The sequence below is a fragment of the Brevundimonas albigilva genome, assembly GCF_023503965.1.
GTDB classification, from domain to species: Bacteria; Pseudomonadota; Alphaproteobacteria; order Caulobacterales; family Caulobacteraceae; genus Brevundimonas; species Brevundimonas albigilva.
In genome coordinates, this window is the sequence record NZ_CP097298.1 from 2,800,148 (window position 1) to 2,826,321 (window position 26,174).

The window sequence follows — 26,174 nt, forward strand, 5'->3', positions numbered from 1 at the left end:
CGCTTTACAGCACCCCGATCATCGAGGCGACCAGGGGGTGGCGGACGATGTCGCGTTCGGCCAGGCGGACGACGGCGATGTCGTCGACCGCCTCAAGCCGGGCCGAGATGTCGGCCAGGCCCGAGACGCCGGGAAGCAGGTCGGATTGGTGCGGGTCGCCGGTGACGACCATGGTGGAGTGCCAGCCCAGCCGGGTCAGCAGCATCTTCAGCTGGACGTAGGTGCAGTTCTGGGCCTCGTCCACGACGATGAAGGCGTTGTTCAGGGTGCGGCCGCGCATGTAGCCGATAGGGGCGATCTCGATCAGGCCCTCGGCCATCAGCGCCTTGACCCGCTTCATGCTGAGGCGGTCCGACAGGGCGTCGTAGAGGGGGCGCAGATAGGGGGCCAGCTTGTCCTCCATGTCGCCGGGCAGGAAGCCGATCGATTCGCCGGCCTCGACGGCGGGGCGGCTCAGCACGATGCGGCCGACCTTGCCCGCCTCCAGCGCCTCGACCGCCTTGGCCACGGCCAGATAGGTCTTGCCGGTGCCGGCCGGGCCCAGGGCCATGACCAGGTTGTGGTGGTCGATCGCCGTCATCAGTTCGGCCTGGCCGTCCGACTTGGGCTTCAGCGTCTTCAGATAGGCCTGGTCGCGGTCGTCGTTGGACGGGTAGGGCGACCAGCCGCCCCGATCCGCGCGTTGCTCATGGGCATGGAGCCGCCGAACCTTGGATTCCTCCATGAAGTCCCGTGAATCGAGAATCCCGTGCTCACGGGCCTGACGCTTGATCGCCGCACGCTTGGTCATGGACGCCTCCAGGGCATGAAAAAGGCGGACCCGCGTGGGCGCCGCCTTGGGTGGACTTGGGAAGGAAGAAGTCGAAGCCTGCCGAATGGCCGCCCGGATCGACAGCGGGGCCGTCCGCAACGGGGATGTCCCGCCGCCTGACGACCGCACCCGGATCCCAACGCGCCACGCGAAGCTCCGTCACTGACCGGACCGGGCTTGATCCGGCTTCGGATTCGGGGCCGATATGTCGGTCTCGAATCGCATCAACACTCTGATGCTAACGTGGTTTCCAAACGCTTAAAGCGTTCTTTTTCGAAGATGATCGGTGTTCGGATGACTGTTTACGCGCTTGACGACAAAGGTCCTCAGCTTCCGCCGGAAGGCGAATACTGGATCGCGCCGAATGCTGTGGTCATAGGGAACGTGATTCTTCATCGCGACGCCAGCGTCTGGTTCGGCGCGGTGCTGCGAGGGGACAATGAGGCGATCACCCTGGGCGAGGGCTCGAACGTTCAGGACGGGGCGGTGCTGCACACCGATCCGGGCTCGCCGCTGACGCTGGGGCGCGGGGTGACGGTGGGGCACCAGGCCATGCTGCACGGCTGCGAGGTCGGGGACTACAGCCTGATCGGCATCGGGGCGGTGGTGCTGAACGGGGCGAAGATCGGCAGGAATTGCATCATCGGCGCCAACGCCCTGATCACCGAGGGCAAGGTGATCCCCGACAACAGCCTGGTCGTGGGGCAGCCCGGCAAGGTGGTGCGCGAGCGCGATCCCGACCATGTGGCGGTGCTGAAGATGTCGGCCGACCACTATGTGGCGAACTGGAAGCGGTATGCGGCGGGGTTGCGCCCGCTCTGATCGTCCTTCCGGGGCTTCGCGCGAGGAACCCGGAACCCAGGACCGCAATCGCGATCCATACCGCGTCGTTGGCGCCGGCGCTGTCCTGCTGGGTTCCGGGTTCGTCCTGCGGACGCCCCGGAATGACGAAGTCAGGAAGTCGTCAACGCCGCCCGCGCCGCGGCGGCGTCCCGCTCGATCTGGGCCTTGAGGGCGTCCAGGCCGTCGAAGGTCTGCTCGCCGCGCAGCCAGGCGATCAACTGGACGTCCAGCGTCTGGCCGTACAGGTCGCCGTCGAAGTCGAACAGCCAGGCCTCGAGAAGAGGCGTCTGCAGCGCATACATGGGCCGCACGCCCAGACTGGCGACGCCGTCGAAGGTCCGGCCGTCGGGAAGTTGCGCGCGGATCGCATAGACGCCGTAGGCCGGCCGCATATAGTCGCCCAGGTCGATGTTGGCGGTGGGCACGCCGATGGTGCGGCCGCGCTTGTCGCCGTGGATCACCTCGCCCCGGATAGCGAAGGGACGGCCCAGGATGGCGGCGGCGCGGGCCATGTCCGCGGCCTTCAGCGCCTCGCGCACGGCGCTGGACGACAGCTTCAGCCCGTCCGCGTCGTCGATCCGCTGGGCCACCGAGACGCCGAAGCCCAGGCGCTCGCCATAGGTCCTGAGCGCCTCGGGCGAGCCCGAGCGGCCCTTGCCGAAGGTGAAGTCGAAGCCGACGGCGGCGTGGCGGATCCCCAGACCCTGGGCCAGGACGCGCTGGGCGAAGTCGGCGTCGCCCATGCCCGCCATCTCGCCGTCGAAGGGGAGGAGATAGAGGACGTCGACGCCCAGCGGCGCCAGGGCCTGGGCCATCTGATCGGCCGTCATCAGGCGGAAGGGGGCGGCGTCGGGCTGGAACCACCGACGGGGGTGGGGACCGAAACTGACCACGCCCAGCGGAACGCCCAGGCGCTCGGCGGCCGCGCGCGCCTTTGCGATGACCGCCTGATGGCCCCGGTGCACGCCGTCGAAGGCGCCGACCGCGACCGCCGCGCCCCGGTCGGCGTCGGACAGTCCGCGCCAGTCCCGGACGATCCGCATCAGCGGGCGGAGGGCTTGCGCCGGCGCGGCACCCGGACGACCGCGACGCCGTCCATGATCAGGGCGCCGTTGACGAAGCCCTCGCAGCTCAGCTTCACGCGGGCGGCGTCCGGCTCGATCTCGATCACGGTGATCACGATGCGCACCTCGTCGTCGATCCGCACCGGCTGGTGGAAGGCCAGGGTCTGGGAGATGTAGATCGAGCCCGCGCCGGGCAGGATGGTGCCGACCACGGCCGAGCCGAACGAGGCGCTGAGCAGGCCATGCGCGATGCGGCCGCGATAGGCGGTCTTGGAGGCGAAGGCCTCGTCCAGATGCACGGGATTGAAGTCGTCGGACGCCTCGGCGAACAGCTGGATGCGCTGCTCCGTCGCCACGACGATCTTCTCGGCGGCCATGCCGACGTGAAGTTCATCCAGGATATAGCCCCCGGACGGATGCTGCTGAACCAGATCGACCATCGGACGGCTTTAGCGGGGGTGCGACGAAATGGCCATCCTCACCACGCCAGTTCCAGCGCGGCGTAACGGGCGTAGGTCGTTTCCGCCTTCAGCAGGTCGGCGGCGCGGGCGGGGTCGAGGGCGCCGTCCGGGCCCTTGGCCTGGTCGCCGTGGATGCCCTGGGCGATGAACAGGCAGTCCAGGCCTTGCGCATTGGCGCCCATCACGTCCGTCACCACCCCGTCGCCGATGCACAGGACGCGCGAACGATCGACCGGACCGCCCGCTAGCGTCTCGGCCTCGCGAATCGCCAGGTCGTAGATCGGGGCGTAGGGCTTGCCCGCCATGACGACGCGGCCGCCCAGCGATCGTACAGGTCCGCCAGCGCGCCGCCGCAGTAGATCAGCTTGTCGCCGCGCTGGACCACGCGGTCGGGATTGGCGCAGATCAGCTCCAGGCCGCGGGCCGCGCCGGCGGCGAAACGGTCGCGATAGTCCTCGGGCGTTTCCGTGTCGTCGTCCACCGGGCCGGTCACGGAGATGAAGGCGGCGTCGGCGGCGCCGGTCGCGCGGTTCAGGTCCAGCCCGGCGTAGAGGGCGTCGTCACGCTCGGGTCCGACGATCCAGGCCGGGCCGGGCGCGCGCTTGGCCAGTTCGGCGCGGGTGGCGTCGCCGGAGGTTACGAAGGCCTTCCACGCCTCGCGCGGCACGCCCAGGCCGTCCAACTGGGCGATCACGTCCGTGGCCGGGCGGGGGGAGTTGGAGATCAGCACGACATGGCCGCCCCGCTGGTTGAAGCGGGTCAGGGCCTGGCAGGCCGCCGGCCAGCTTTCGCGGCCGTTGTGGATCACGCCCCAGACGTCGCAGAGCAGGATGTCGTAGTCGCCGGCGATCTCGCCGAGATGGGGAAGCGGATGGGGGAGGGTCATGCGCGGGGTCTTAGCCGGTCTGTCGAAGAGGGAGAAGGCCGCCCGCCCGCGTTCAATCTTCGTCATTCCCGGCGAAGTGCAGCGGAGACCCGGAATCCAGCGGCGCGCGATAGCGCGAACCTGTCGCGGACTTGGTCTTCAGATCGTGTGGCGGATGGATTTCGCCTGTGGCGCCGCTGGGTCCCCCGGTCTCGCTGCGCTCGCCGGAGGATGACGAAACTCAGTGGAAGCGGCGACGCTGTTCCGCGCTGCGCAGGGTGGAGCGCAGGAATTCGGCCGGGGGATCGGTCTCGGCCAGGACCTGCTCCTTGATGGCGCGCGGCTCGCCGAACAGGTGACCCTGGCCCATGCCGACGTCCAGCTCCAGGATGTCGACCACCTGGCGCTCGTTCTCGACCTTCTCGGCGATGACCTCGACGCCGTAGCGGCGGGTCAGGCCGGCGAAGTCGGCGGCCTGGATGTCGGGCATGGAACGCAAGGGGCGCCGCCGTCCAGATCCAGCAACTGTTCGATCAGCAGGTCGGCCGAGACCTTGATGAACTTGACGTCCGAGCGCTGCAGGTCGGCGAAGTCCAGGTCCAGGGTCTGGACCTTGTCCAGCGAGAAGCGGAAGCCCAGGTCGGCCAGCTTGGCCATGTTGCGCGCCTCGACCGCGCCGCGCGCGTCGAAGGTGGCCTGGCCCAATTCGAAGATCAGCGCCTGGTTCAGGTCGCGGTTCTCGCTGAGGAAGTCGAGGAATTTGGGGAAGAAGGCCTCGTCGCCCAGGCTGGTCAGGGCGACGTTGCAGAAGACGCCGACCTTGCGGTCCTGGCGCGCCAGACGGCGCACGATCTGGGCGCAGCGGAACAGCAGCAGGTTGTCGATGGCCGGCACCAGGCCCTCGCCCTCGGCCACCGACAGATATTCGGCCGGCATCATGACGCGGTCCGAGGCGTCGCGCAGGCGGGTGAAGCTTTCGTAGAAGATGGTCCGGCGCTGGGGCAGGGACACCACCGGCTGCAGATACAGGTCGACCCGGTTCTCGCTGAGCGCCTCGTGGATGGTCTGGAGCAGGACGTTGGACTGGGCCTGGCGGCGGCCTTCGAAGGTGTCCAGGCCGATGGTCGGCGCGGCCGACAGGCGCTGGTCGATGCTGTCGCTCATCTGCTGGACCAGGCTTTCCAGCATCCGCACCTCGCCGGTCAGCTGGTCGGCGCCGGCCAGGGCCCCGGTCTCGATCGCCTCAGCAAGTTCGGTCAGGGCGCCCTGGGTGGATTCCATGGCATCGGCCAAGAGGCGGTGCGCCTCGCGGACCTGGGCGATCTCCTTCTTCAGGGCGCGCCGCGCGGCGACGCCGGTGACGATGCCGTGGAAGGCGGCCAGCAGGCCCAGCGCCCCCAGCGTCCCCGCCACGCCCGCGCCGATCCCTAGCCCCGCGCGCCACAGGAAGGCGCCCACGGTCAGCCCGAGGAACAGATAGGCGAAATAGAGGAAGCCCGAGGTGATGGTGCGCATCGTGGCGCTTGTCGCTCCCGTATGGAATCGCCCGAGTATCGGGGTATCAAGGACGTTCGGCTAGAGCGGCGCGGGAAATATCCCCGCCGGAAACAAGGGGAAGCGCATGGAACTGTTCGATCTGACCGGCAAGGTCGCCGTCATCACCGGCTCGTCACGCGGAATCGGCAAGGCCATCGCCGAACGGCTGGCGGAACATGGGGCCAGGGTCGTGATCTCGTCGCGCAAGGCCGGGCCGTGCGACGAGGTCGCCGCCGAGATCAACGGCAAGCACGGCGAGGGCCGGGCCATCGCCGTTCCCGCCAACATCGCCTCGAAGGAAGAGCTGCAGCGTCTGGTGGACGAGACCAACAGCGCCTTCGGCCGGATCGACATCCTGGTCTGCAACGCCGCGACCAACCCCTATGCAGGGCCGATGGCGGGGATCGCCGACGAGCAGTTCGAGAAGATCCTTCAGAACAACGTCATCTCCAACCACTGGCTGATCCAGATGGTCGCGCCGCAGATGCTGGAGCGCAAGGAGGGGGCGATCCTGATCATCTCGTCGATCGGCGGGCTTCGCGGCAACGCCCTGATCGGCGCCTACAACATCTCCAAGGCCGCCGACATGCAGCTGGCGCGCAACCTGGCGGTGGAATACGGGCCGTCGAACGTGCGGGTGAACTGCATCGCGCCCGGCCTGGTGCAGACCGACTTCGCCAAATACCTGTGGGAGAACCCCGAGCTGCTGAAGACGGTCACCGAACCCGCGCCGCTGAAAAGGATCGGCCAGCCCGATGAAATCGCGGGCACGGCGGTCTATCTGTGCAGCCCTGCGTCGGCCTATGTGACCGGCCAGACCCTGGTGGTGGACGGCGGACTGACGATTGCCTGGTGAACAACAGCGCTCAAGCAGCCCGAAGGGCGATAGCGCAGAGCAAAATCCGCGCTCAAGCAGCCCGAAGGGCGATAGCGCAGAGCAAAATCCGCGCTCAAGCAGCCCGAAGGGCGGTAGCGCGAAAGACGTTCGGCAGGATGTCGTCTGGCGGCTGGAGGCGTTCGCCTTCCGGGCGCTGTTCGCCTTTCTGCGGCTGCTGGGGGTCGAGCGGGCGTCCGGCCTGGGCGGCTGGCTGCTGCGGACCTTGGGGCCGCTGACGGGCACCCAGAAGACGGTGATGCGAAACCTGCGGATCGCCTTTCCGGACATGGGCGCGGCCGAGCGCGAGCGGCTGGCGCTGGACCAGTGGGACCAGACCGGCCGCACCTTTGCGGAGCTGGCGGTGATGGACCGGCTGACGCCCGAGGGCGGGCGGGTCGAAGTGGTCGGCATGGAGCGGCTGCACGCCATTCGCGACAGCGGCCGGCCCGCGGTGCTGATCTCGGGCCACCTGGCCAACTTCGAGGTGATGGCGGCGGTGATCATGGCCTCGGGCGTGCCGTGCCAGGTGACCTATCGGGCGGCGAACAACCCCTATGTCGACGCCCTGATCCGCCAGAGCCGCGAGCGCTACGGCATCCGCCTGTTCGCGCCCAAGGGCGACGGCACGCGCGAGCTGATGGCGGGGATGAAGCGCGGCGATTCCATCGCCCTGCTGGTCGACCAGAAATACAATCAGGGGCCGGAGGTCGAGTTCTTCGGCCAGCCGGTCAACGCCTCGCCCGGCGCGGCGCGCCTGGCGCTGAAGTTCGGAACCATCATGCAGCCGCTGTCGGTGACGCGGCTGCCGGGCGTGCGCTTCCGCGTGACCGCGCACGAGCCGATCGTGGTGGAGGAAACCCCGGACAAGACCGCCGACGTGCTGGCCGGCGTGCAGGCCGCCAACCGCTTCGTCGAGGACCGCGTGCGGGAGCATCCCGTGGACTGGTTCTGGGTCCACAAGCGCTGGCCCGACAAGGTTTATGCGGCGCTGGATCGTCCGTCGGCGGATCGCCTGAACGGCCCGGCGTAGCCCTCCAGGTCGCGACGGCGGCGGCAGGGGCCGAAATAGCCGTCGGTCTTGACGAAGGCGCGGGGCCTGAAGATCACCGCATTGAGCCGGTCAAGCACCGCCTTGGCCGTGATCGGCTTGACCACGAACTCGGTGACGCCCGCGTCGCGCGCCTCGGTCACGCGCTTCTTCTCGGCGTGGCCGGTCATCATGATGATGGGCAGATAGACGTTCGGGCTGTCGGGGCTGTTGCGCACCAGGCGGGTGAACTCCACGCCGTCCAGGGGGAACATGTTGAAGTCCACGATCGCCAGGTCGATCGGATACTGGCGCAGCAGTTCGAAGGCCGAGGCGCCGTCCGGGGCTTCGCGCACGTTGCGGACATTGGCGGAATGCAGCACGGCCGACGCGATGGCGCGCATGTGCTGGTTGTCATCGACCAGAAGGACGTTGAGCGATTGCAGGGCGGCGGTCATGGAAGGCTCAGTCTATGGACCGCCACGGTGACGCCGAACCGTTGAAGATCGGTGTTCAAGCTTCGCCATACGACGCTTTCAGCCGGGCGGATTCAGCCGCGAGATGAACTCGCCCGGACCCCAGTAGGCTTCCTGCCGCGTCGGGCTCCAGTACCGGAGGGCCTCCAGGGGAATGGCCTTGTCGGTGACGGCGCACCGCACGAATCGGCCCGGCTTCAGGACGGCGAATTCGCCGTCGCCGTAGTGAAGGGTCGCGGGTTCGGTCGCTGTGGTGTCCATGGGGCGACGATAGCGCGGCCGGCGCCGCCCGCAAGGGGCCTCAGGCCGAGGTGGGCGGGCTGACGGCGTCCGTCACCGGGCCGTCGGCGGCCTCGGGCTCGGCGCCCCTGGGGGGCTTGGGCTTGCCGCCCAGGCGATCGGTCAGCTTGAACACGAACGGATTGAGCGAGATCGACAGCAGGGCGGCGGCCAGGATCAGGTCGTGAGTCTCGCGGCTGAGGGCGCCCAGGCTGACGCCCAGCGCGGCCAGGATGAAGGAGAACTCCCCGATCTGGGCCAGGCTGGCGGCGACGGTGAAGCCGGTGCGGCGGTCCAGGCCGAACTGCTTGGTGATGGCCAGGGCGGCGACCGACTTGCCCACGATGATGATGCCCAGCACCCCCAGCACGGCCCAGGGCTCGCGCACCAGGATCATCGGATCGAACAGCATCCCCACCGACACGAAGAACAGCACGGCGAAGGCGTCGCGCAGCGGCAGCGACCGCTCGGCGGCGTTGTGGCCCAGCGGCGAGGCGTTCATCACCAGGCCGGCCAGGAAGGCGCCCAGCGCGAACGAGTGGAACAGGAAATAGGCCACCCAGGCGATGCCCAGGGCGATGGCCAGGACGCCCAGGGTGAACAGCTCGCGCGACTTAGTGTGGGCGATGCGGATCAGCAGCCACGGCATGACGCGGCCGCCCACGACCAGCATGACGCCGACGAACAGCGCCACCTTCAGCAGGGTCCAGCCGACGTTGGCGCCCAGGGCCCCCAGGTCCATCGGCGTGCCGGCGGGCACCACCACCATCGGCAGCATGACCAGGGCGATGACGATGACCAGGTCCTCGACGATCAGCCAGCCCACGGCGATGCGGCCGATCTCGCCCTTGACCTGCTTGCGCTCTTCCAGCGCGCGCAGCAGGACGACGGTGGAGGCGACCGACAGGGCGAAGCCCATAAGCAGGGCCTCCACATCCGTCAGCTTCAGCACGAACCGTCCCAGCGCCCAGCCCAGGACGGTGGCCACGGCGATCTGGCCCAGGGCGCCGGGAACGGCGACCTTGCGGACCTGCATCAGGTCCTTGGGCGAGAAGTGAAGCCCGACCCCGAACATCAGCAGAATGACGCCGATCTCGGCCAACTGCGGCGCCAGTTCGGTGTCGGCGACGAAACCGGCCGTATAGGGACCGACCACGACGCCCGCGACCAGATAGCCGACCAGCGGCGACAGTTTCAGTCGATGAGCCAACATGCCGAAGGCGAAGGCCAGGACGAAGCCCCCCACCAGGGTAAGGATCAGGCTGTCGGCATGCGGCATCGGGGCTCCTGTCGCGGGCGGGGGTCGCGTTGGGAATGCTTCGCAGTTGGGGGCGCTTTGGCGATTCGGCAAGGCGGCGCGGTGTCGCGCGCCCATGACGAAGCAGCAGAATTTCCGCGACGGGGTTCCAATCCCCCGCTGAGGCGTTAGACCCGCCGCATGTCCAATCCCACGCCCATAGCCGAAGCCGTCGCGGCGGGTCGACAGGCTGTCGCCGTCGACGCCGCCCTGGTCGCCAAGCTGATCGATCTGGCCGGCGACTTCGCCATCAACCTGACCGTCGCGGTGCTGATCTTCGTCGTCACCCTGTTCGCCGCGAAGTGGGCGGCGGGGGCGGCGCGGCGGGGGCTGTCGCGCGTTCGCGGCTTCCGCCACGATCCGACGGTGCTCAGCTTCGCCACCCAGGTGGTGCGGGTGGTGGTCATCGTCATCGGCATGATCGCCGTGCTGCAGCGGCTGGGGGTGCAGACCACGTCGATCATCGCGGTGCTGGGCGCGGCGTCCCTGGCCGTGGGCCTGGCGCTGCAGGGCACGCTGTCGAACGTGGCGTCCGGCATCATGTTGCTGATCCTGCGGCCCTACAAGGTCGGCGACGTCATCGACGTGGGCGGGATCGCCGGATCGGTGCAGCGGCTGGACCTGTTCACCACGCAACTGTCGAACGCCAACAACCATAAGATCGTCATCCCCAACGCCAAGGTGCTGGGCGACACGGTCACCAACATCACCGGCCAGCAGACACGGCGGATCGAGATCAACTTCACCGTCGGCTATGGCGAGGACCTGACCCAGACGCGCGGCGTCCTGACCGGCGTGGCCGGGGCGCACGCCAAGGTGCTGCACGACCCCGCGCCGTGGGCCGGGGTCACGGGCCTGCTGGACAGCGCGGTTCAGGTGACGCTGCACGCCTGGGTCGAGGTCTCGGATTGGTGGCAGACCCAGGCGGACCTGATGCAGGCCGGCAAGGAGGCGCTGGACGCCGCCGGGATCGAGATTCCGTTCCCGCACCAGGTGGCCGTGCCCTATCGCGAGGACGTCGTGCCCCTGGTCCAGTTGAAGGCGGTCGGACCGGTCGACGGGGACAAGTGATGCGTTACGATTTCGGGTCCGACAACACCGCCGGCATGGCGCCGAGCGCGGTGGAGGGGCTGGTCCGGGCCAACGACGGGTTCGCGCGCGCCTATGGGGCCGACGACGTCACCGCGCGCGCCGCCGACCAGATCCGCCAGCGGCTGGACGCGGACGCCGAGGTTCGGTTCGTGTTCAGCGGCACGGCGGCCAACGCCATCGCCCTGTCGATGCTGGCCTTTCCGTTCGAGGCGGTGCTGGCCCACAACGCCGCCCACGTCTGCACCGACGAGACCGGGGCGCCCGGCTTCTTCGGCCACGGGCTGGGGCTGATCGGTTTGCCGGGCTTTTCCGGCAAGATCGACCCGCTGGCGCTGAAGGCTCAGCTGGACGAGCCGGAAGTCGGCCATCGCCAGCCGCCGGCGGCGCTGAGCCTGACCCAGGCGACGGAATACGGCGCCGTCTATTCCGAGGAGGAGCTGCGTCACCTGATCGAGCCGGTGAAGTTGCGCGGTCATGGCGTGCACCTGGACGGGGCGCGGCTGGCCAATGCGGCGGCGGCCGGGTTCGATCTGAAGGACATCGCGCGCCTGGGCGTCGATGTCCTGGTGTTCGGCGGCGCCAAGGCGGGCGCCAACTGCGCCGAGGCCATCGTGCTGTTCGACAAGAGCCTGGCGCGGCGGCTGGACAACCGGCTGAAGCAGGCCGGGCAGACGGCGTCCAAGGCGCGCTTTCTGGCCGGGCCGATGCTGGGTCTGCTGGAAAGCGGCGATTGGGAGGCGGGCGGCGCCCACGCCAATCTGATGGCCCAGCGGCTGGCCGAGGGCGTGGCCACGCGATCGCGCTTCGTCCTGGCCCATCCGGTCGAGGCCAACGCCGTCTTCGTGCGGATGCCGGCAGAGGCGCACGCCCGGCTGAACGCCCTGGGCTGGGCCTGTTACGCCTTCGACGACGGCTCGGTGCGGTTCGTCTGCTCCTGGGCCACGACGACCGAAGCTGTGGACGAGCTGATCGAGGCGGTCGCCGGGCTGGAATAGGCCTTTTCGTCGCCGCATCGCCCGCCCATATGCCCCGCATGGCCATGCGCGGAGAGCGCTCCGGAAGCCGACGCGATCCCTTGGTGAAGGCGCAGCAGGCAGGGAGTTCACAAGACGGAGTGGAAGGGCCGCCGACGCTGAAGGCGCTGGCGGACCTGGTGCGGCTGGTCGCGCGCTCGGGCGCGCCGCAACTTCGTCTCAGGCTGACCGCCGCCATCGGCCTGACGCTGGCCGGCAAGGGGCTGGGCGTGCTGGCGCCGTTGATGCTGGGCGCCGCGGTGAACCGGCTGGCGGCGGGACAGGATGCGGCGGTCGCCGTGGGCTGGGGCTTCGCCGCCTTCGCGATCGGCTGGGCCCTGGTGCGGTTCCTCTCGTCGGCGGCGCCGCAGGTCTCGGATGTGGTGTTCGCCCCGGTGCGCGCGGCGGCCCAGCGAAGGACGGCGGCCGAGGCCTTCGCCCACGCGCTGGGGCTGTCGATGGATTTCCACCAGACCAAGCGGTCCGGCGCCCTGTCGCGGACGCTGGACCGGGGATCGCGCGCGGTCGACTTCCTGCTGCGCATCCTGGCCTTCAACCTGATCCCGACGGCGCTGGAGCTGCTGCTGGCGGCCTTCGTCCTGGGCGGGAAATACGACTGGCGCTTCGCCGCCGTGGCGGTGGTGGTCGTGGTGATCTACACCATCGCCACCTTCGCCATGTCCAACTGGCGGTTGGAACATCGGCGGGTGATGAACGCCGCCGATTCCGAGGCGGCCGGCGTCTCGGTCGACGCCCTGCTGAACTACGAGACCGTCAAGGCCTTCGGGGCCGAGGCGCGGGCGGCGCGGACCTATGACCAGGCGCTGGGCGACTACACCGAGGCGGCGCTGAAGGCCAACACCTCGCTGAACCTGCTGAACGGGATGCAGGCCCTGATCATGAATGAGTCGGCCTGGGCGTCATGGCGGTGATGGCCGGTTTCGAGGCGGCGGCCGGACGGATGGGGCCGGGCGACGTGACGGCGGCGGTGCTGATCCTGATCTCGCTGTACGCGCCGCTGAACATCCTGGGCTTCGCCTATCGGGAGATCCGTCAGTCCTTCATCGACATGGAGGAGATGCTGAAGGTCACGCGCCAGACGCCGCAGGTGGCCGACGCGCCGGACGCCGTCGCCCTGCCGCGGCCGGCCGACGCGCGCGGGGCCGCCCTGGCGTTCGATCATGTGGGCTTCCGCCACGACGCGCGGGCGAACGGGCTGGAGGACGTCAGCTTCCTCGCGGCGCCGGGCACGACCACGGCCCTGGTCGGGCCGTCGGGCGCGGGCAAGTCCACCATCGTCAAGCTGGCCCTGCGGCTGCTTGACCCGCAGCAGGGGCGGGTGCTGATCGACGGCCTGGACGTGCGGGCGGTGAAGCAGACCTCGCTGCGGTCGGCGGTGGCCCTGTGCCGCAGGACGTGGCGCTGTTCAACGACACCATCGCCGCCAACATCGCCTTCGCCCGGCCGGACGCCGACGCCGCAGCCGTCTGGGCGGCGGCCGAGGCGGCGGAACTGGCCGACTTCATCCGCGCCCTGCCCGAGGGATTGGAGACCAAGGTGGGCGAACGGGGGCTGAAGCTGTCGGGCGGCGAACGCCAGAGGGTCGGCATCGCCCGCGCCCTGCTGGCCGATCCGTGCATCCTGATCCTGGACGAGGCGACCAGCGCGTTGGACAGCCGCACCGAGGCCGCGATCCAGAAGACGCTTCGAAAGGCCAGGGCGGGGCGCACGACCCTGGTGGTGGCGCACCGGCTGTCGACCGTGGCCGACGCCGACCAGATCCTGGTGCTGAAGGCCGGCCGCATCGTGGAGCGGGGCGCCCATCACGAACTAGTGGCCCGCGTGGGCGGCGAATACGCGGCCCTGTGGAAGAAGCAGACCCGCGCGGGCCGGGCGGGTCAGCCCGCCTGACCGGCGCCCAGCTTGCGCCGCAGCACCTCGCGCAGATTGTCGACGATGGCCTGGCGGGCCTCGGTCGCGTCGCCCGGCAGGGCCAGCAGCAGCTTCATCGCCTGGGCGTGGACCGTGGGGATGCGCCAGTCGAACCCGCCGTCGCGCGGCGCGGCGTCCAGCAGGTCGCACAGGCCCCGCGCCGCGATGCAAAGGTCGTCCATCGCGAAGGGGCTGGCCGCGTCGATGATCTGGCTGGAGGAGGCGTAGGCCATCTCCAGGCGCATCTTCTCCGGCAGGCCCGGCGTGGGCGGCGCCAGCAGGGCGGCGATGTTCTGGGCGATCAGCGCGATCGCCTGGTCCTGAAGGCCGTCCAGATTGGCCTTGGCCTGGGCCAGGGCGACCCCGACGCTGATCCCGCCGGGCTTGTCGACCATCTGGGCCAGGCGCGACTTGCGCTGGACGTGGGTGATGACGGTCATGCGATCTCCACGGTGTTGGAGGCCTTCGTCGCGCCCATGCGGTCGGCGCGGCGTTCGGGGCCGTCCCATTGCTCGTCGCGGAAGCGACGGTCGGGACCGAAATAGTCGCCCACCTCCAGGAAGGGGCGGTTGTCGCGCGCGACCCACAGGATGCGCTCCAGCAGCATCGCCGCGCTGAAGGGCTTGGTGACCAGGAAGTTGGCGCCGCAGTCGCGGGCCTGGTTCAGGCGTCCGCGCCGGATGTGGCTGGCGGTCATGATCACCGGAGAGAAGGCGTTGGGGTTCAGGCCCGACCGGCGCAGCCAGCGCACCAGTTCGAAGCCGTCGATGTCGGGCATGTCGGTGTCGACCACCAGAAGGTCGACGGGCTTTTCCTGAAGGATGCGCTTGGCGTCCCCGCCGCTGCCGACGGTGAAGGCCGGGCGGATGCCGAAACCGGCCAGGGCGTTGGCCGTCAGGGTGAGGGAGAACGGCGAATCGTCGACGATCATGGTGACCGCGCCGCCCAGGTTGAACACGGCGCTTTCGCGCAGGGAATCGCCCAGCGTGGTCATGCGTGCCCGCGCTTTGTCGATCCCGTGGTGCGGATCATGCTCGATTCCCCGTCAGCTGCCGCCAAGGTCGCAATTCCGGGTGGACAGGGCGTTAACGCTGTTCGCCCAAGGCGGCTTTGACGGCGGTCAGGCCAGGGCGCCGATGGCGTAGAAGCGGTCGGCGCGCGCCTTGCGGATCTGTTGCGGCGTCAGGCCGTCGAAGGTCTTGAGCTCCTCGGCCAGGACGTCGCCGACCGTGGCGATGGCCGCCGCGCGCTCGGTGTGGGCGCCGCCGACGGGCTCGTCGATCAGGCGATCCACGATCTTCAGCTGAATCAGGTCCGGGCCGGTGATCTTCATGGCCATGGCCGCGTCCCTGGCCCGCGCGCCGTCGCGCCACAGGATGCCGGCGGCGCCCTCGGGCGAGATGACCGAATAGATGGAATGCTCCAGCATCAGCACCCGGCTGGCGGCGGCGATGGCGATGGCGCCGCCCGATCCCCCTCGCCGGTGATGGTGGCGATGGAAGGAACGCCCAGGGTCAGGCCGCGCTCGGTCGAACGGGCGATGGCCTCGGCCTGGCCGCGCTCCTCGGCGCCCAGGCCGGGATAGGCGCCGGCGGTGTCCACGAAGGTCAGCACCGGCAGGCCGAACTGTTCGGCCATGTCCATCAGGCGCACGGCCTTGCGATAGCCCTCGGGCCGGGCCATGCCGAAGTTGTGGCGCAGGCGGGTGTCGGTGTCGTGGCCCTTCTCGTGGCCCATGACCACCACCGGCCGGCCGCGGAACCGGGCCAGGCCGCCCAGGATGGCCTGGTCGTCGCCGAACTGGCGGTCGCCGTGCAGCTCGTTCCAGTCGGTGAACAGGCCCTGGACGTAGTCGACGAAGTGCGGACGCTGGGGATGGCGGGCGACCTGGGTCTTCATCCAGGGGTCCAGGCCGGCGTAGGTCTTCCTGCGCAGCTGGTCGGCCTTCCGGCGCAGGCCAGCGATCTCGGCGTCGAAGGAGCCTGCGCTCTCGGACAGGGCCGACAGCTCCGCGATCTTGGCTTCCAGATCGGCGATGGGCTTTTCGAAGTCGAGGTAGTGCGTGGCCATCTAAGGCGTCCGGAACAGCGGGGCGCGGGGCGACCCAAGGGAAGGCGGCGGAACCTAGAGACGTCAACGCCGCCCGGCAAGCGGGGGTTCAGAAGGCCTTGGGCAATCCGGCCTGTCTGAGGATTTCGTTGGCTGTGTGCCGGCTCTTGGAGCGAGGAACAGTGATGGCGTGCGGCTGATCAGGATGTCGCCATTTCTCGTGGCTGCCCTTGGCGTTCGCGACGCGTCGCCAACCGGCGGCGTACAGGAGGGCGGTGAGTTGCGGATAGAAGTCCTTGGGCACGCCCGCCTCGATCAGATGAGATGGCTCATGATGGATTCGAGGCGTGCGTTCTCAACGCACAGGCAGATCATGCGGCGACAACGTCGAAGCCGCCGACGGCCTCGAAACGAACGGGTACTTCGCCGTGGATTCCTAGGTTTTCCGCCAGAAGCTCAGGCGCGAAATGGCGGGCTAGCGATTCAAACTCACCCAGAGTCGCCGTTTCCAATACCAGTCCGAGGATGTTGGATTCGCTGCACCAGACCTCGGCTTCGGGGTCCCAGATCGCCTTGACGTAGAACGAGTGCGCCATCCGGCGAATATGCGCCGTCAGTCGTCGCGCGCCAAGGGGTGGTTCTGGCGGACGACCTGGGTCAGCCGGTCGGTGGCGACGTGGGTGTAGATCTGGGTGGTGGCGATGTCGGCGTGGCCCAGCAGGGTCTGGACCACGCGAAGGTCGGCGCCGCCTTCCAGCAGATGGGTCGCGAACGCGTGGCGCAGGACGTGGGGGCTGACCCGGGCGGGATCCAGGCCGGCGGCCAGGGCGGCCTCGTCCAGCAGCTGGGCGAAGCGGCGGGGGGTCAGGCGGCCGGTTCGGCCCGAGGACGGAAACAGCCAGGGGCTGTCGGGCGTCTCGGGCTTACGTTTCTCGTCGCGGGCGGCCAGCCAGGCCTTGACCGCCTCGCGCGCCGCGCCGTTGAGGGGGGCCAGGCGTTCCTTGCCGCCCTTGCCGCGCACGATCAGATAGGCCGGATCGCGCCGCACGGCCTCGACTCGCAGCGCCAGCAGCTCCGACACGCGCAGGCCCGAAGCGTAGGCCAGCTCCACCAGGGCGACCAGGCGCAGGCCGGCGGCCGCGTCCTTGCGCGCGGCGGCCTGCAGCAGCCGGTCGATCTCGTCGCGCGACAGCACCTTGGGCAGGGCGCGCCCCTGCCTGGGCGCGTCCAGGCGACGCGACGGGTCGTCGCCGCGCCAGCCCTCGGCCAGGGCGAAGCGATAGAACTGACGCACCGCTGAACGGCGACGCGCGGCGGTGGCGGCCGAGAGGCCCCGCCGCGACAGGTCGGCGAACCAGGTTTCCAGCCCCTCCGCATCGGCCTGCATCAGGCCGCCGGTCGCCGTCTCCGCGTCGCCAGGTCGCGGGCGTAGGCGGCCAGGGTGTGGGGCGAGGCGTCGCGCTCCACCGCCATCATCTCCAGAAAGGCCTCGATCTGGGGCGTCATCGGACGATCCGGCGCCGCGGCGTATGGCGCGGGGCGGCGCATCGTGTAGAGGGTTGGTCGATCATGTCCGCCCGCCTCGCCGCCTTCTTGCCACGTCTGTTCGCCGGTGCGCCCGGATGAGACGACGCGCGATCCGCCGCCGCGACGCACCATAGCGCTGGTCGGGCTGATGGGGGTGGGCAAATCCTCGGTCGGGCGCCGGCTGGCCAACCGGCTGAAGCTGCCCTTCGCCGACGGCGACGTGGAGATCGAGGCGGCGGCCGGCATGACCATCGCCGAAATCTTCGCCAGCATGGGCGAGGGCGATTTCGCGCCGGAGAGGCCCGGGTGATGCGCCGCCTTCTGGAGGGGCCGCCGATCGTGCTGGCCACGGGCGGCGGGGCGATGATGAACGCCGAGACCCGGGCGCTGTTGCGCGAACGGGCGGACACGGTGTGGCTGCGGGCCGACCTGGGCGTCATCGCGGAACGGGTGGCCCGTCGCGACACGCGACCCCTGCTGCGGGGGCGCGATCCGCGGGAGGTGCTGACAGGCCTGGCCGAGACGCGTTACCCCCTCTACGCCGAGGCGGACCTGACGGTGGACGTGGGCGAGGGGTCTCACGGCCAGGCGGTGGACGCCATCCATCGCGAACTGCGCCGGCATTGGCGGCGCAAGCGATGCGCGGAGACGAAGACATGACGACCCTTACCGTGGGCGGCCAGGGGTTCCGGCCCTATGACGTGGTGGTGGGACGCGGCCTGTTGGCGCGCGCGGGCGAACGCATCGCGCCGCTGGCCAAGGGACGGACCGTGATCGTCAGCGACGAGACGGTGGCGGCGATCCACGGCCAGGCCCTGTCGGCGTCGCTGGAGGCGGCCGGGGTGCGGACCCAGACGATCACCGTGCCGGCGGGCGAGGCGTCCAAGTCCTTTGCTCAGCTGGAGCGGGTGCTGGACCGGCTGCTGGAGATCGGGCTGGACCGCAAGGACGTGGTGGTGGCCCTGGGCGGCGGGGTGGTGGGGGACCTGGCCGGTCTGGCGGCGGCGCTCTACATGCGCGGGATCGACTTCGTGCAGGTCCCGACGACCCTGCTGGCGCAGGTGGATTCCTCCGTCGGGGGCAAGACCGCCATCGACACGCCGAGGGGCAAGAACCTGGTCGGCGCCTTTCATCAGCCGCGCCTGGTGCTGGCCGACATCGACGTGCTGGCGACCTTGCCCGACAAGCAGCTGCGTTCCGGCTGGGCCGAGGTGCTGAAGCACGGGTTGATCTGCGACGCGGCCTTCTTCGACTGGCTGGCGGGCGACGGGGCGGGCGGCGCGTGCGGCGATCCGGCCGCGCTGGAGCGGGCCGTGGTGCGCTCGGTCGAGATCAAGAGCGCCGTCGTCAGCGAGGACGAGAAGGAGGCGGGGCGTCGCGCCCTGCTGAACCTGGGCCACACCTTCGGCCATGCGGTCGAGGCGGAGCTGGGCTTCGAGAAGGCCGCCCTGGCGCACGGCGAGGCGGTCGCCCTGGGGTGCTGCCTGGCCTTCCGCTATTCGGCGCGCGAGGGTCTGTGCCCGGAGGCCGACGCCCGGCGGGTCGAGGCCGTGATCGCGGCGGCGGGCCTGCCGACGCGGCTGGACCAGGCGGGGACGTTCGACGCGGATCGCCTGCTGGCCCTGATGGCCGGCGACAAGAAGGCCGAGGGGGGCGCGCTGACCCTGATCCTGGCGCGCGGGATCGGCCAGGCCTTCGTGGCCAAGGGCGTCGATGCGAGCAGCGTCAGGGCCTTCCTGATCGAGGAAGGTGCGGCGGGTTAATCCACCGCGCGGCAGTCGGTCGACTGGCGGCCTTCGACGGACCAGGTGGCCATGACGCCCTTGCCGCGTAGTTCGACGCCCGAGGCGCGGTACCAGATGCCGTCGGCGGCGCGCTGCTGGTAAAGGTCGACCGCCTCGCCAGAGGAGTTGCGCACGGTCGCCATCTCGCGCGGATTGTCGAAGTCGACGGTCAGGCGCTCGCCGTTGTCGCACAGATAGACGGCGTGGACGACGTTGTTGAGGATGCGGTCCTGCAGCTCGGCGCCCGTGCGCTTGCGGGCGGTCTGGGCCTCGATGGCGCGTTCCTTGACCTCGTCGCCCGTGGTGGGCGCGCGCGACGGGTCAGGGCCGCAGGCGGTCATCACGGTCAGGGCCGCCAGGCCCGCGAACAGGATGGATTGCGGCGGATCCAGCTTTATCAAGGCAGTCGTCCCTCCCACGGCGCCGCTTGGCGCGGCGTCCTAACGTGCGCCCGACGCGGCCGTTCCCCGCCGCGAACGGAAGAAGGAGCGGAGCAAGGCGGACGCCTCCTGCGCCAGAGGACCCGAGTCGGTCGCCGGGCGCCAGTGGCAGGTCGGCTGCTCGAACAGGCGCGGACCGTGGATCACGGCGCCGCCCTTGGGATCGTCGGCGGCCCAGACGACCCGGCCGATGCGGGCGTGGCTGATGGCCCCGGCGCACATGGCGCAGGGCTCCAGCGTGACATAGAGGGTCAGGCCGGTCAGGCGGTAGTTCCCCAGCGCCGTCGCGGCGCGGCGCAGGGCCACGATCTCGGCGTGGGCGGTCGGGTCGTGGGCGCCGATGGGGCCGTTGGCGCCGCTGGCGATCACCTCTCCCGTGGCCGGATCGACCAGAATTGCGCCCACCGGGACCTCTCCCGCGTCCGCCGCCGCTTGCGCTTGGTCCAGCGCCATGCGCATGAACCGCTCATCATGGTCCGCCATACAGACGACAACGACAAGAAGCCCCGCGCCCGTCAAGACGAACGGTCGCCCCGGCCCTTCAAATCCTCCGGTCCCCGCAAGAGCGGCGACGGGAAGGCCCCCTTCGGCGACAGGCCGAGAAAGCCGTTTGGCGACAAGCCCACGGGCGATCGTCCGCGCGCCGCCAAGGACGGCAAGCCGCCCCCAAGTCCGGCAAGGCCGACGCCGCCCCGGTCCGCAGCGAGCGAGATCGCCAAGGCCATGGCCCGCGCCGGCATCGCCTCGCGCCGCGAGGTCGAGCGGCTGATCGGCCTGGGCAAGGTGGCGGTGAACGGCCGCATCCTGGACACGCCCGCCACCCTGGTGACGCGCGACGACGTGATCACCGTGGACGGCAAGCCGATCGGCGCGGCCCAGGCGACGCGCGTCTGGCGCTATCACAAGCCGGCGGGCCTGCTGACCAGCCACAACGACCCGGCCGGGCGGCCGACGGTGTTCGACGCCCTGCCGGCGGGCCTGCCGCGGGTGATCTCGGTCGGCCGGCTGGACCTGAACACTGAAGGGCTGCTGCTGCTGACCAACGACGGCGAGCTGAGCCGGGCGCTGGAGCTGCCGTCGACGGCCCTGGTCCGCCAGTACCGGGCCCGGGCGCGCGGCAAGATCACCCAGGCCGACCTGGACAAGCTGAAGGACGGGGTGGTCGTGGACGGCGTGTCCTACGGCCCCATCGAGGCGACGCTGGACAAGGCCAAGGAGTCGAAATCCGACGATGGCAAGGCGCCGGCCAACCTGTGGGTCTCGGTCTCGATCACCGAGGGCAAGAACCGCGAGGTCAGGAAGGTGCTGGAGTCGATCGGCCTGACGGTCAATCGCCTGATCCGCCTCGCCTATGGTCCGTTCCGGCTGGACGTCCTGCCGGTCGGGTCGGTCGAGGAGGTGGGGCCCCGCGTGATCCGCGAGCTGCTGGGCGAGCACATCCGGCCCGAGAACCTGCCGACCGGCAATACGGTCGAGACGCCCGCGCCGATCCCCGGAAGGCGCATCTCGACGCCCATCGTCAAGGGCCGCTCGGGTTCGGCCATGTCCGACCCGTCGAGGAAGCCCAGCCGCGTCCGCGCCGCCGAGAGCGCTCAGGCCGAGGCGGTCGAGCGTCGTGAGCGGGCGCCGAAGAAGGACGGCTGGGCCAAGGCCAAGCCCAAGTTCGAGCACGCCAAGACCTTCAAGCCGCGCGAACGCACCGCCCCCGAGGGCGAGCGCCCGGCGCGGACGGATGGCGACCGGCCCAAGCGCCCCTTCAAGCCCCGCGACGACCAGTTCATCGACGACCGGCGCAAGCCCGCGGGCCGCTCTGGCGCCAAGCCGGGTCCGCGCGCGGGCGCCAAGCCCGGCGGGCGCGACTTCAAGCCCCGCACGGGCGGCAAGCCCGCCGGCCCGTCGGGAACCAGCGGACGCAGCCCCGGCGGCAAGCCGCGGGGTCCGCGCTGATCGCCCTTAGCGGAGGAGCGAGACCATGACCGTCCAGACCGGCCGATGCCTGTGTGGCGCAGTGACCTTCAGCGCCACGCCCAAGGGCGGGATGCACGCCTGCCATTGCGGCACGTGCCGACGCTTGTCGGGCGGGATCCTGTTCAGCGTGGATTGCGGCGACAGCGTCCAGGTGCGGGGAGATGTGGCGACCTACACCTCGTCCGAATGGGGACGCGCCAGTTCTGCCCGGCGTGCGGGACCGGCCTGTTCTGGCGCGCCAACGATGGGGGAATCACCATGGTCTCGGCCCAGGCGTTCGATAACGCGTCCAGCTTTGTGCTGGAGGACGAGTTCTGCATCGAGAGCAAGCCCGAGACCTACGCCCTAGCGGGGGATCGGCCGCGCCTGACCACGGCCGAACTTTACGCCCAGTTCGCCCCACCCGAGGCCTGAAAGCTGTGCGGATCGTCGCCGGCAGCCTGAAGGGCCGGGCCATCGTGGCGCCGGAAGGGCGGGGCACGCGCCCGACCAGCGACCGCGCGCGCCAGGCCGTGTTCAACGTGCTGGAGCACGCCGCCTGGGCCGAGCCGTTGCACGAGGCGCGGGTCATCGACTTGTATGCGGGCTCGGGCGCCCTGGGCTTCGAGGCGATCAGCCGGGGGGCGGCCTTCTGCCTGTTCGTCGAGATCGACGACGACGCGCGCGGCGCCATCCGCGAGAACGCCGACACCTACGGCCTGATGGGGCGCACGCGGGTGCATCGGCGCAGCGCGACCGATCTGGGCGTGCGGCCGGGTCCCGTCGCCGAAGCGTTCGACATCGCCTTTCTGGACCCGCCGTACGGCAAGGGGCTGGGGGAACAGACGCTGGCGCGGCTGAAGGAGGGCGGCTGGCTGAAGCCGGGGGCCCTGGTGGTGTTCGAGCGCGGGTCCGACGAGCCCGAGATCGACACGCCGGGCTATGACCGGCTGGACGCGCGCGACTATGGCGCGGCGCGGGTGCTGTTCCTGCGGGCCGAATGAGGCGCCGCGTCTGAACAAGGCTCAGGCGCGGCCGTCCCGCAGCGCCTCCAGCGCCGCGCGGTGCGCCGCCATGCGCTGTCGGCAGCGTCGCGCATGGCGCAGGTAGAAGCCGATGCAGGCCGCCAGGAACAGGCCGGCGCCCGCCAGAATCGGGCCGCGCATCTCCGCGACCGGTTCGGCGACCCACAGCATGACGATCAGGAAGACCATGCCCGCCAGGCTGATCGCCACCCCGGCCAGGGCCCAGCGGTAGCCCGTGCGGGCCTGGCCCAGGGCCGAGCGCAGCACGGCCTCGGGCGTGTCGGTCAGAAGGCCCGGATCGCCGCGCCGCGACCACAAGGTCATCACCAGGGCGAAGACGGCGAAGCCCAGGGCGGCCAGGACGACCGGCAGGTCGACGCCGCGCCACAGCGCCCAGCCCATGACGCCGACGACGGCCAGGCCGCCGACGATCTCGGAGATGAAGTTCAACCGGGCCAGCCGGTCGCGACGGCGCAGCGACCGGATCAGGGCGGCGTCCAGCGGCGGGCCGTCGTCGGGCGCGGCGCTCCACGCCCGGGTCAGGTCGGTCCAGTCGTCGGCGTGGTCTTCGGGGGCGTGCTCATGACCGAGCCTCCGGGTTCATGGCCTTGCGCAGGGCGGCCTTGGCGCGGGTCAGGCGGATAGAGACGACGTTGGCGTTCAGGCCCAGCATCTCGGCGATCTCGGCCGGGGAAGCCTTCCAGGGTCAACAGGGCGGGCTGGCGCAGCGGCAGGGGCAGGGCGCGCACGGCGTCGGCCAGCCGGTCGTGCAGGTCGCGCGCCTCGGCCGCCTCGTGCGGGGTGGGGGCGTCGCTGGGGGCGGCCTCGTCCAGAGGCTGGCGGCGCGGCTCTGCGGCCTCGCGCGCCACATGGGTGACGGCGCGGTTGTGGGCGACGCGGGCGATGAAGTGGCGCAGCGGCGCGTCGCCGCGATGTTTCGGCAGGGCGCGCCAGACGGCCAGCAGGATGTCCTGCTCCAGTTCGCGCCGCCGCTCGCGGTCCGCCTCATAGGCCGAGGCGATGCGGCGCAGCATGGCGCCGTGTTCGGCCAGCAGGGCTTCGAAGGTCTGGTCGCGTCCCAGCGCGGCGCTCTCCGGAAAAATCGTCGGTCGGGATGAAAGACTCCGATGTCGGCCGAGACTTTCAGGTCAGGCGTCGAAAAACGAGAGGAGTTCGCCATGACCATCCAGAGCGATGTCGAGGACCAACCGAAGGCCGGCGCGCTGGCGCGGGGAAAAGGGTTCCTGAAGGTGCTGGCCGGCCTGTTGCTGGTCGCCGCCATCGGGGCGTGGGCGTCCCTGGGCATCGGGCTTTATCTGGACGTCCCGCGCGGGACGCGCCTGACCCTGGCCATCGTCGCGGCGGTGGCGACCGAGGCCCTTTTCTGGACCGTGGCGGCCCTGCTGGGCGTGTCGGTGGTCGAGGCGCGCAAGCGCATCTGGCGCAAGATCACCGGCCGCGCAGGCTGAGCGCCAGGGTCCGGGCCGCGGCCGTCACCTCGGCCCAGGTGACCTCGAAGCCGTCGTCGTCGCCGAAATAGGGGTCGGCCACGGCCTGGCCCTCGCGGCCGGGCACGTGGTCGAGCAGCAGGCTGAGTTCGGCGGCGGCGTCGACGGGGGCCAGGCGGCGCAGGTTGGCCAGATTGTCGTGGTCCAGGGCGACGATGTGGGTGAAGCGGCGGAAGTCCGCCGGCGTCACCTGCCGCGCCTTCAGGCCCGAGATGTCGACCCCGTGCCGCCGCGCCGTCGCCTGCGCCCTCGGGTCCGGCGGCTCGCCCGCGTGCCAGTTCCCGGTCCCGGCGGAATCGACGATCAGATCGAGCCGGAGGCGCCCGGCGTCCGCACGCAGGGCCCCCTCGGCGAGCGGCGAGCGACAGATGTTGCCGAGGCAGACGAAGAGGATGGAGGGGGTCGGGGGCCGACGATTGAGCGCGGTCGTCATCGCCGCCCGAACAGCTTTTCGAGGTCGTGCAGCTTCAGCTCCACATAGGTGGGACGGCCGTGGTTGCATTGGCCGGAGTGGGGGTGGCTTCCATCTGGCGGAGCAGGGCGTTCATCTCGGGGGCGGACAGGACGCGGCCCGAGCGGACGCTGCCGTGGCAGGCCATCGTGCCGCAGATGGCGGCGAGGCGCTCCTTGAGCGACAGGGCCTGGCCGTGTTCGGACAGGTCGTCGGCGATGTCGCGGATCAGGCCCTGCACGTCCGCGTCGCCCAGCATGGCCGGGGTCTCGCGCACCAGGACGGCGCCGGCGCCGAAGGGTTCGACCACCAGGCCCATCTCGGCCAGTTCGTCGGCGCGCGAGGCGACGCGCTCGGCCTCGGCCGGGTCCAGGTCGACCACCTCGGGCGTTAGCAGGGCCTGGCGGGTCACGGCGCCCTCGGCCATCTGGGCCTTCATCCGCTCATAGACCAGGCGCTCGTGGGCGGCGTGCTGATCGACGATGACCAGGCCGTCGCGGGTCTGGGCGACGATGTAGTTGGCGTGGAGTTGGCCCCGCGCGGCGCCCAGCGGGTAGTCGATGGGGTCGAGGGGCGGGTCGTATGGCGTGACTCGTAAGTCATGACTGGTGACGGGGCCGTCCCACGCCGGCTCCACGCGGGCGCTGCGTTCGTTGAGGCCGGGCAGGACTTGGGCGGCCGCGGCGGGCTGGGACCAGCCGGTCCAGCCGCTGAAACCCTGGGCCGAGGGGCTGCTGGGGCTGTAGGCCGGGGCGGTCGACGCGCCGCTGCGGGGTTGGAAACTGGACAGGGCGTCGGCGGCGACGGTGGTGGAGGCGCGGTGGCCGGCCGCGTGCAGCGCGTGCCTCAGGGCCCCGACGATCAGGCCGCGCACCAGGGCCGGATCGCGGAAGCGGACCTCGGCCTTGGCCGGATGCACGTTGACGTCGACGAAGAGCGGATCGATGTCCAGGAACAGGGCCGCCGCCGGGTGACGGTCCCGCGCCAGGAAGTCGGCGTAGGCGCCGCGCAGGGCCCCTTGCAGCAGGCGGTCCTTCACCGGGCGGCCGTTGACGAACAGATACTGGTGCGCGGCGTTGCCCCGACTGTAGGTCGGCAGGCCGGCGTAGCCCGACAGGCGCACGCCGTCGCGTTCCTGGTCGATCAGCAGGGCGTTGGCCTCGAAGTCGCGGCCCAGCAGGGCGGACAGGCGCTTCAGGCGGCCCTCGTCGCCGGGATGTTCGGCCGGCAGGCGCAGGGTGGTCTTGCCGTCCAGCGAGAGGGTGAAGGCGACGGCCTCGTGCGCCATGGCCTGGCGCTTGATCTCTTCCGAGATGGCCATGGCCTCGGCCCGTTCGGACTTCATGAACTTGAGCCGGGCGGGGGTGGCGTAGAACAGGTCGCGCACCTCGACCCGCGCGCCGTGCGGGCCGGGGAAGGCGGCGGGGGCCAGGGGGCGGTGATCGCCGCCCTCCACGCGAATGGCCCAGGCGTCGCGTTCGTCGCGGGCGCGGGTGGTGATCGACAGGCGGGCGACCGAGCCGATGGAGGGCAGGGCCTCGCCCCGGAAGCCCAGGGTGTGGATTCGAAGCAGGTCCACGTCGCCGGCGTCGTCGGCCTCGAGCTTCGACGTGGCGTGGCGCTCGACCGCCAGGGGCAGTTCGTCGCGCGGAATACCCTTGCCGTCGTCGGCGATCAGGATGCGCGACAGGCCGCCGCCGTCGGCCTGGATCTCGATATGGGCGGCGCCGGCGTCCAGGGCGTTCTCGACCAGCTCCTTGATGGCGCTGGCCGGCCGCTCGACCACCTCGCCGGCGGCGATGCGGTTGACGGTCTCGGGCGGGAGGCGACGAATGGGCATGAGGCGTCGAAGATAGGGCGCGCGGGGGAT

At 70.5% G+C, this 26,174-nt stretch carries 26 protein-coding genes and 7 pseudogenes; 13 read left to right on the plus strand and 20 right to left on the minus strand.

Annotated features, from left to right (window positions below):
• Positions 1–4: 4 nt before the first annotated feature.
• Positions 5–802, minus strand: a complete 798-nt coding sequence (locus MU852_RS14755) for a PhoH family protein (RefSeq protein WP_249751976.1) — start codon at positions 800–802, stop codon at positions 5–7.
• Between the two features lie 303 nt (positions 803–1,105).
• Between MU852_RS14755 and MU852_RS14760 the strand changes: the two genes are divergently transcribed.
• The gene (locus MU852_RS14760; RefSeq protein ID WP_249750192.1) at positions 1,106–1,633 is read left to right on the plus strand and encodes a gamma carbonic anhydrase family protein; all 528 of its coding nucleotides are present in this window, start codon (positions 1,106–1,108) and stop codon (positions 1,631–1,633) included.
• 131 nt (positions 1,634–1,764) lie between these two features.
• Here MU852_RS14760 and MU852_RS14765 read toward each other — a convergent pair whose 3' ends face one another.
• The 4 genes and pseudogenes from MU852_RS14765 to tipF all read right to left on the minus strand — a co-directional run bounded on the left by MU852_RS14765 (position 1,765) and on the right by tipF (position 5,559).
• Positions 1,765–2,697 carry a bifunctional riboflavin kinase/FAD synthetase gene (locus MU852_RS14765; protein ID WP_249750193.1) on the minus strand — a complete coding sequence of 311 codons (933 nt, stop codon included), beginning with the start codon at positions 2,695–2,697 and terminating at the stop codon, positions 1,765–1,767.
• Positions 2,697–3,158 (minus strand): MaoC family dehydratase, encoded by a 462-nt coding sequence (locus MU852_RS14770; protein WP_249750194.1) that lies wholly within the window; start codon positions 3,156–3,158, stop codon positions 2,697–2,699. The genes MU852_RS14765 and MU852_RS14770 overlap by 1 nt, the downstream gene beginning before the upstream one ends.
• A gap of 38 nt (positions 3,159–3,196) precedes the next feature.
• Positions 3,197–4,065 (minus strand): annotated as a pseudogene (locus tag MU852_RS14775) (TIGR01459 family HAD-type hydrolase).
• A gap of 220 nt (positions 4,066–4,285) precedes the next feature.
• Positions 4,286–5,559: pseudogene (gene tipF, locus MU852_RS14780) on the minus strand (flagella assembly cyclic-di-GMP phosphodiesterase TipF).
• Between the two features lie 106 nt (positions 5,560–5,665).
• Between tipF and MU852_RS14785 the strand changes: the two are divergent.
• Both MU852_RS14785 and MU852_RS14790 read left to right on the plus strand, forming a co-directional pair.
• Positions 5,666–6,436 (plus strand): SDR family NAD(P)-dependent oxidoreductase, encoded by a 771-nt coding sequence (locus MU852_RS14785; RefSeq protein ID WP_249750195.1) that lies wholly within the window; start codon positions 5,666–5,668, stop codon positions 6,434–6,436.
• A complete protein-coding gene (locus MU852_RS14790; RefSeq protein WP_249750196.1) occupies positions 6,426–7,487 on the plus strand; it encodes a lysophospholipid acyltransferase family protein in 1,062 nt (353 codons plus the stop codon). The genes MU852_RS14785 and MU852_RS14790 overlap by 11 nt, the downstream gene beginning before the upstream one ends.
• Here MU852_RS14790 and MU852_RS14795 read toward each other — a convergent pair.
• The 3 genes from MU852_RS14795 to MU852_RS14805 form a co-directional block, all read right to left on the minus strand.
• A complete protein-coding gene (locus MU852_RS14795) occupies positions 7,436–7,942 on the minus strand; it encodes a response regulator (RefSeq protein WP_249750197.1) in 507 nt (168 codons plus the stop codon). The genes MU852_RS14790 and MU852_RS14795 overlap by 52 nt on opposite strands.
• Positions 7,943–8,020: 78 nt before the next feature.
• Positions 8,021–8,221, minus strand: coding sequence for a DUF2093 domain-containing protein (locus MU852_RS14800; RefSeq protein ID WP_249750198.1), 201 nt, complete (start codon positions 8,219–8,221; stop codon positions 8,021–8,023).
• 40 nt (positions 8,222–8,261) lie between these two features.
• The gene (locus tag MU852_RS14805; RefSeq protein ID WP_249750199.1) at positions 8,262–9,518 is read right to left on the minus strand and encodes a cation:proton antiporter domain-containing protein; all 1,257 of its coding nucleotides are present in this window, start codon (positions 9,516–9,518) and stop codon (positions 8,262–8,264) included.
• A gap of 159 nt (positions 9,519–9,677) precedes the next feature.
• Between MU852_RS14805 and MU852_RS14810 the strand changes: the two genes are divergently transcribed.
• The 3 genes and pseudogenes from MU852_RS14810 to MU852_RS14820 all read left to right on the plus strand — a co-directional run bounded on the left by MU852_RS14810 (position 9,678) and on the right by MU852_RS14820 (position 13,552).
• The gene (locus tag MU852_RS14810) at positions 9,678–10,607 is read left to right on the plus strand and encodes a mechanosensitive ion channel family protein (protein ID WP_249750200.1); all 930 of its coding nucleotides are present in this window, start codon (positions 9,678–9,680) and stop codon (positions 10,605–10,607) included.
• Entirely contained in the window at positions 10,607–11,623 is a 1,017-nt protein-coding gene (locus tag MU852_RS14815; RefSeq protein ID WP_249750201.1) for a threonine aldolase family protein, read from the plus strand. The genes MU852_RS14810 and MU852_RS14815 overlap by 1 nt, the downstream gene beginning before the upstream one ends.
• A gap of 44 nt (positions 11,624–11,667) precedes the next feature.
• A pseudogene (locus MU852_RS14820) lies at positions 11,668–13,552 on the plus strand (ABCB family ABC transporter ATP-binding protein/permease).
• Here MU852_RS14820 and MU852_RS14825 read toward each other — a convergent pair.
• From MU852_RS14825 to MU852_RS14850, 6 genes and pseudogenes are all read right to left on the minus strand, one after another.
• Positions 13,540–14,013, minus strand: a complete 474-nt coding sequence (locus tag MU852_RS14825; protein ID WP_249750202.1) for a chemotaxis protein CheE — start codon at positions 14,011–14,013, stop codon at positions 13,540–13,542. The pseudogene MU852_RS14820 and the gene MU852_RS14825 overlap by 13 nt on opposite strands.
• On the minus strand, positions 14,010–14,567 hold the full coding sequence (locus MU852_RS14830) for a response regulator (RefSeq protein ID WP_249750203.1): 558 nt from the start codon (positions 14,565–14,567) through the stop codon (positions 14,010–14,012). The genes MU852_RS14825 and MU852_RS14830 overlap by 4 nt, the downstream gene beginning before the upstream one ends.
• Positions 14,568–14,693: 126 nt before the next feature.
• Positions 14,694–15,643, minus strand: a pseudogene (locus tag MU852_RS14835) (acetyl-CoA carboxylase carboxyltransferase subunit alpha).
• A gap of 88 nt (positions 15,644–15,731) precedes the next feature.
• Positions 15,732–15,926: a type II toxin-antitoxin system HicA family toxin gene (locus MU852_RS14840; protein ID WP_249750204.1), complete on the minus strand. Its 195-nt coding sequence runs from the start codon at positions 15,924–15,926 to the stop codon at positions 15,732–15,734.
• A gap of 67 nt (positions 15,927–15,993) precedes the next feature.
• A complete protein-coding gene (locus MU852_RS14845; protein ID WP_249750205.1) occupies positions 15,994–16,218 on the minus strand; it encodes a DUF1902 domain-containing protein in 225 nt (74 codons plus the stop codon).
• Positions 16,219–16,235: 17 nt separating this feature from the next.
• Positions 16,236–17,128: pseudogene (locus MU852_RS14850) on the minus strand (tyrosine recombinase).
• A gap of 169 nt (positions 17,129–17,297) precedes the next feature.
• On the opposite strand from MU852_RS14850, the pseudogene MU852_RS14855 reads away from it, so the two are divergent.
• Together MU852_RS14855 and aroB are read left to right on the plus strand one after the other, a co-directional pair.
• Positions 17,298–17,809 (plus strand): annotated as a pseudogene (locus MU852_RS14855) (shikimate kinase).
• Positions 17,806–18,912 carry a 3-dehydroquinate synthase gene (gene aroB / locus MU852_RS14860; RefSeq protein ID WP_249750206.1) on the plus strand — a complete coding sequence of 369 codons (1,107 nt, stop codon included), beginning with the start codon at positions 17,806–17,808 and terminating at the stop codon, positions 18,910–18,912. The pseudogene MU852_RS14855 and the gene aroB overlap by 4 nt, the downstream one beginning before the upstream one ends.
• Here aroB and MU852_RS14865 read toward each other — a convergent pair.
• Positions 18,909–19,334, minus strand: coding sequence for an MliC family protein (locus MU852_RS14865; protein ID WP_249750207.1), 426 nt, complete (start codon positions 19,332–19,334; stop codon positions 18,909–18,911). The two genes, aroB and MU852_RS14865, sit on opposite strands and share 4 nt — an antisense overlap.
• A 39-nt stretch (positions 19,335–19,373) precedes the next feature.
• Positions 19,374–19,832, minus strand: coding sequence for a tRNA adenosine(34) deaminase TadA (tadA, locus tag MU852_RS14870; RefSeq protein ID WP_249750208.1), 459 nt, complete (start codon positions 19,830–19,832; stop codon positions 19,374–19,376).
• Between the two features lie 12 nt (positions 19,833–19,844).
• Here tadA and MU852_RS14875 point away from each other — a divergent pair, with 12 nt between their 5' ends.
• The 4 genes and pseudogenes from MU852_RS14875 (at position 19,845) to rsmD (ending at position 22,324) form a co-directional block, all read left to right on the plus strand.
• Positions 19,845–21,320 carry a pseudouridine synthase gene (locus tag MU852_RS14875; protein ID WP_249750209.1) on the plus strand — a complete coding sequence of 492 codons (1,476 nt, stop codon included), beginning with the start codon at positions 19,845–19,847 and terminating at the stop codon, positions 21,318–21,320.
• Positions 21,321–21,411: 91 nt separating this feature from the next.
• Positions 21,412–21,459: pseudogene (locus MU852_RS18385) on the plus strand (GFA family protein); the annotation flags it as partial.
• Between the two features lie 68 nt (positions 21,460–21,527).
• Positions 21,528–21,755: a GFA family protein gene (locus tag MU852_RS14880; RefSeq protein WP_249750210.1), complete on the plus strand. Its 228-nt coding sequence runs from the start codon at positions 21,528–21,530 to the stop codon at positions 21,753–21,755.
• Between the two features lie 5 nt (positions 21,756–21,760).
• Complete coding sequence (gene rsmD / locus MU852_RS14885; RefSeq protein ID WP_249750211.1) at positions 21,761–22,324, plus strand: 16S rRNA (guanine(966)-N(2))-methyltransferase RsmD; 564 nt, start codon at positions 21,761–21,763, stop codon at positions 22,322–22,324.
• Between the two features lie 21 nt (positions 22,325–22,345).
• Here rsmD and MU852_RS14890 read toward each other — a convergent pair whose 3' ends face one another.
• Together MU852_RS14890 and MU852_RS14895 are read right to left on the minus strand one after the other, a co-directional pair.
• Positions 22,346–22,795, minus strand: coding sequence for a hypothetical protein (locus tag MU852_RS14890; RefSeq protein ID WP_249750212.1), 450 nt, complete (start codon positions 22,793–22,795; stop codon positions 22,346–22,348).
• Positions 22,796–22,884: 89 nt separating this feature from the next.
• Complete coding sequence (locus MU852_RS14895; protein ID WP_347342401.1) at positions 22,885–23,448, minus strand: RNA polymerase sigma factor; 564 nt, start codon at positions 23,446–23,448, stop codon at positions 22,885–22,887.
• A gap of 75 nt (positions 23,449–23,523) precedes the next feature.
• On the opposite strand from MU852_RS14895, the gene MU852_RS14900 reads away from it, so the two are divergent.
• Positions 23,524–23,814, plus strand: a complete 291-nt coding sequence (locus tag MU852_RS14900; RefSeq protein ID WP_249750214.1) for a hypothetical protein — start codon at positions 23,524–23,526, stop codon at positions 23,812–23,814.
• Here the strand turns inward: MU852_RS14900 and MU852_RS14905 are convergent.
• On the minus strand, positions 23,795–24,286 hold the full coding sequence (locus MU852_RS14905) for a low molecular weight protein-tyrosine-phosphatase (protein WP_249750215.1): 492 nt from the start codon (positions 24,284–24,286) through the stop codon (positions 23,795–23,797). The two genes, MU852_RS14900 and MU852_RS14905, sit on opposite strands and share 20 nt — an antisense overlap.
• 34 nt (positions 24,287–24,320) lie before the next feature.
• Positions 24,321–26,144, minus strand: coding sequence for a DNA mismatch repair endonuclease MutL (mutL, locus tag MU852_RS14910; protein ID WP_430641156.1), 1,824 nt, complete (start codon positions 26,142–26,144; stop codon positions 24,321–24,323).
• Between the last annotated feature and the right edge of the window lie 30 nt (positions 26,145–26,174).

Bases quoted from the DNA above. Each gene is read 5' to 3' on its own strand.
- MU852_RS14760 (WP_249750192.1), top strand. From the start codon at position 1,106: ATGACTGTTTACGCGCTTGACGACAAAGGTCCTCAGCTTCCGCCGGAA.
- MU852_RS14765 (WP_249750193.1), bottom strand. From the start codon at position 2,697: ATGCGGATCGTCCGGGACTGGCGCGGACTGTCCGACGCCGACCGGGGC.
- MU852_RS14770 (WP_249750194.1), bottom strand. From the start codon at position 3,158: ATGGTCGATCTGGTTCAGCAGCATCCGTCCGGGGGCTATATCCTGGAT.
- MU852_RS14785 (WP_249750195.1), top strand. From the start codon at position 5,666: ATGGAACTGTTCGATCTGACCGGCAAGGTCGCCGTCATCACCGGCTCG.
- MU852_RS14795 (WP_249750197.1), bottom strand. From the start codon at position 7,942: ATGACCGCCGCCCTGCAATCGCTCAACGTCCTTCTGGTCGATGACAAC.
- MU852_RS14800 (WP_249750198.1), bottom strand. From the start codon at position 8,221: ATGGACACCACAGCGACCGAACCCGCGACCCTTCACTACGGCGACGGC.
- MU852_RS14805 (WP_249750199.1), bottom strand. From the start codon at position 9,518: ATGCCGCATGCCGACAGCCTGATCCTTACCCTGGTGGGGGGCTTCGTC.
- MU852_RS14810 (WP_249750200.1), top strand. From the start codon at position 9,678: ATGTCCAATCCCACGCCCATAGCCGAAGCCGTCGCGGCGGGTCGACAG.
- MU852_RS14815 (WP_249750201.1), top strand. From the start codon at position 10,607: ATGCGTTACGATTTCGGGTCCGACAACACCGCCGGCATGGCGCCGAGC.
- MU852_RS14825 (WP_249750202.1), bottom strand. From the start codon at position 14,013: ATGACCGTCATCACCCACGTCCAGCGCAAGTCGCGCCTGGCCCAGATG.
- MU852_RS14830 (WP_249750203.1), bottom strand. From the start codon at position 14,567: ATGACCACGCTGGGCGATTCCCTGCGCGAAAGCGCCGTGTTCAACCTG.
- MU852_RS14845 (WP_249750205.1), bottom strand. From the start codon at position 16,218: ATGGCGCACTCGTTCTACGTCAAGGCGATCTGGGACCCCGAAGCCGAG.
- aroB (WP_249750206.1), top strand. From the start codon at position 17,806: ATGACGACCCTTACCGTGGGCGGCCAGGGGTTCCGGCCCTATGACGTG.
- tadA (WP_249750208.1), bottom strand. From the start codon at position 19,832: ATGCGCATGGCGCTGGACCAAGCGCAAGCGGCGGCGGACGCGGGAGAG.
- MU852_RS14875 (WP_249750209.1), top strand. From the start codon at position 19,845: ATGGTCCGCCATACAGACGACAACGACAAGAAGCCCCGCGCCCGTCAA.
- MU852_RS14880 (WP_249750210.1), top strand. From the start codon at position 21,528: ATGGGGACGCGCCAGTTCTGCCCGGCGTGCGGGACCGGCCTGTTCTGG.
- MU852_RS14900 (WP_249750214.1), top strand. From the start codon at position 23,524: ATGACCATCCAGAGCGATGTCGAGGACCAACCGAAGGCCGGCGCGCTG.
- MU852_RS14905 (WP_249750215.1), bottom strand. From the start codon at position 24,286: ATGACGACCGCGCTCAATCGTCGGCCCCCGACCCCCTCCATCCTCTTC.
- mutL (WP_430641156.1), bottom strand. From the start codon at position 26,144: ATGCCCATTCGTCGCCTCCCGCCCGAGACCGTCAACCGCATCGCCGCC.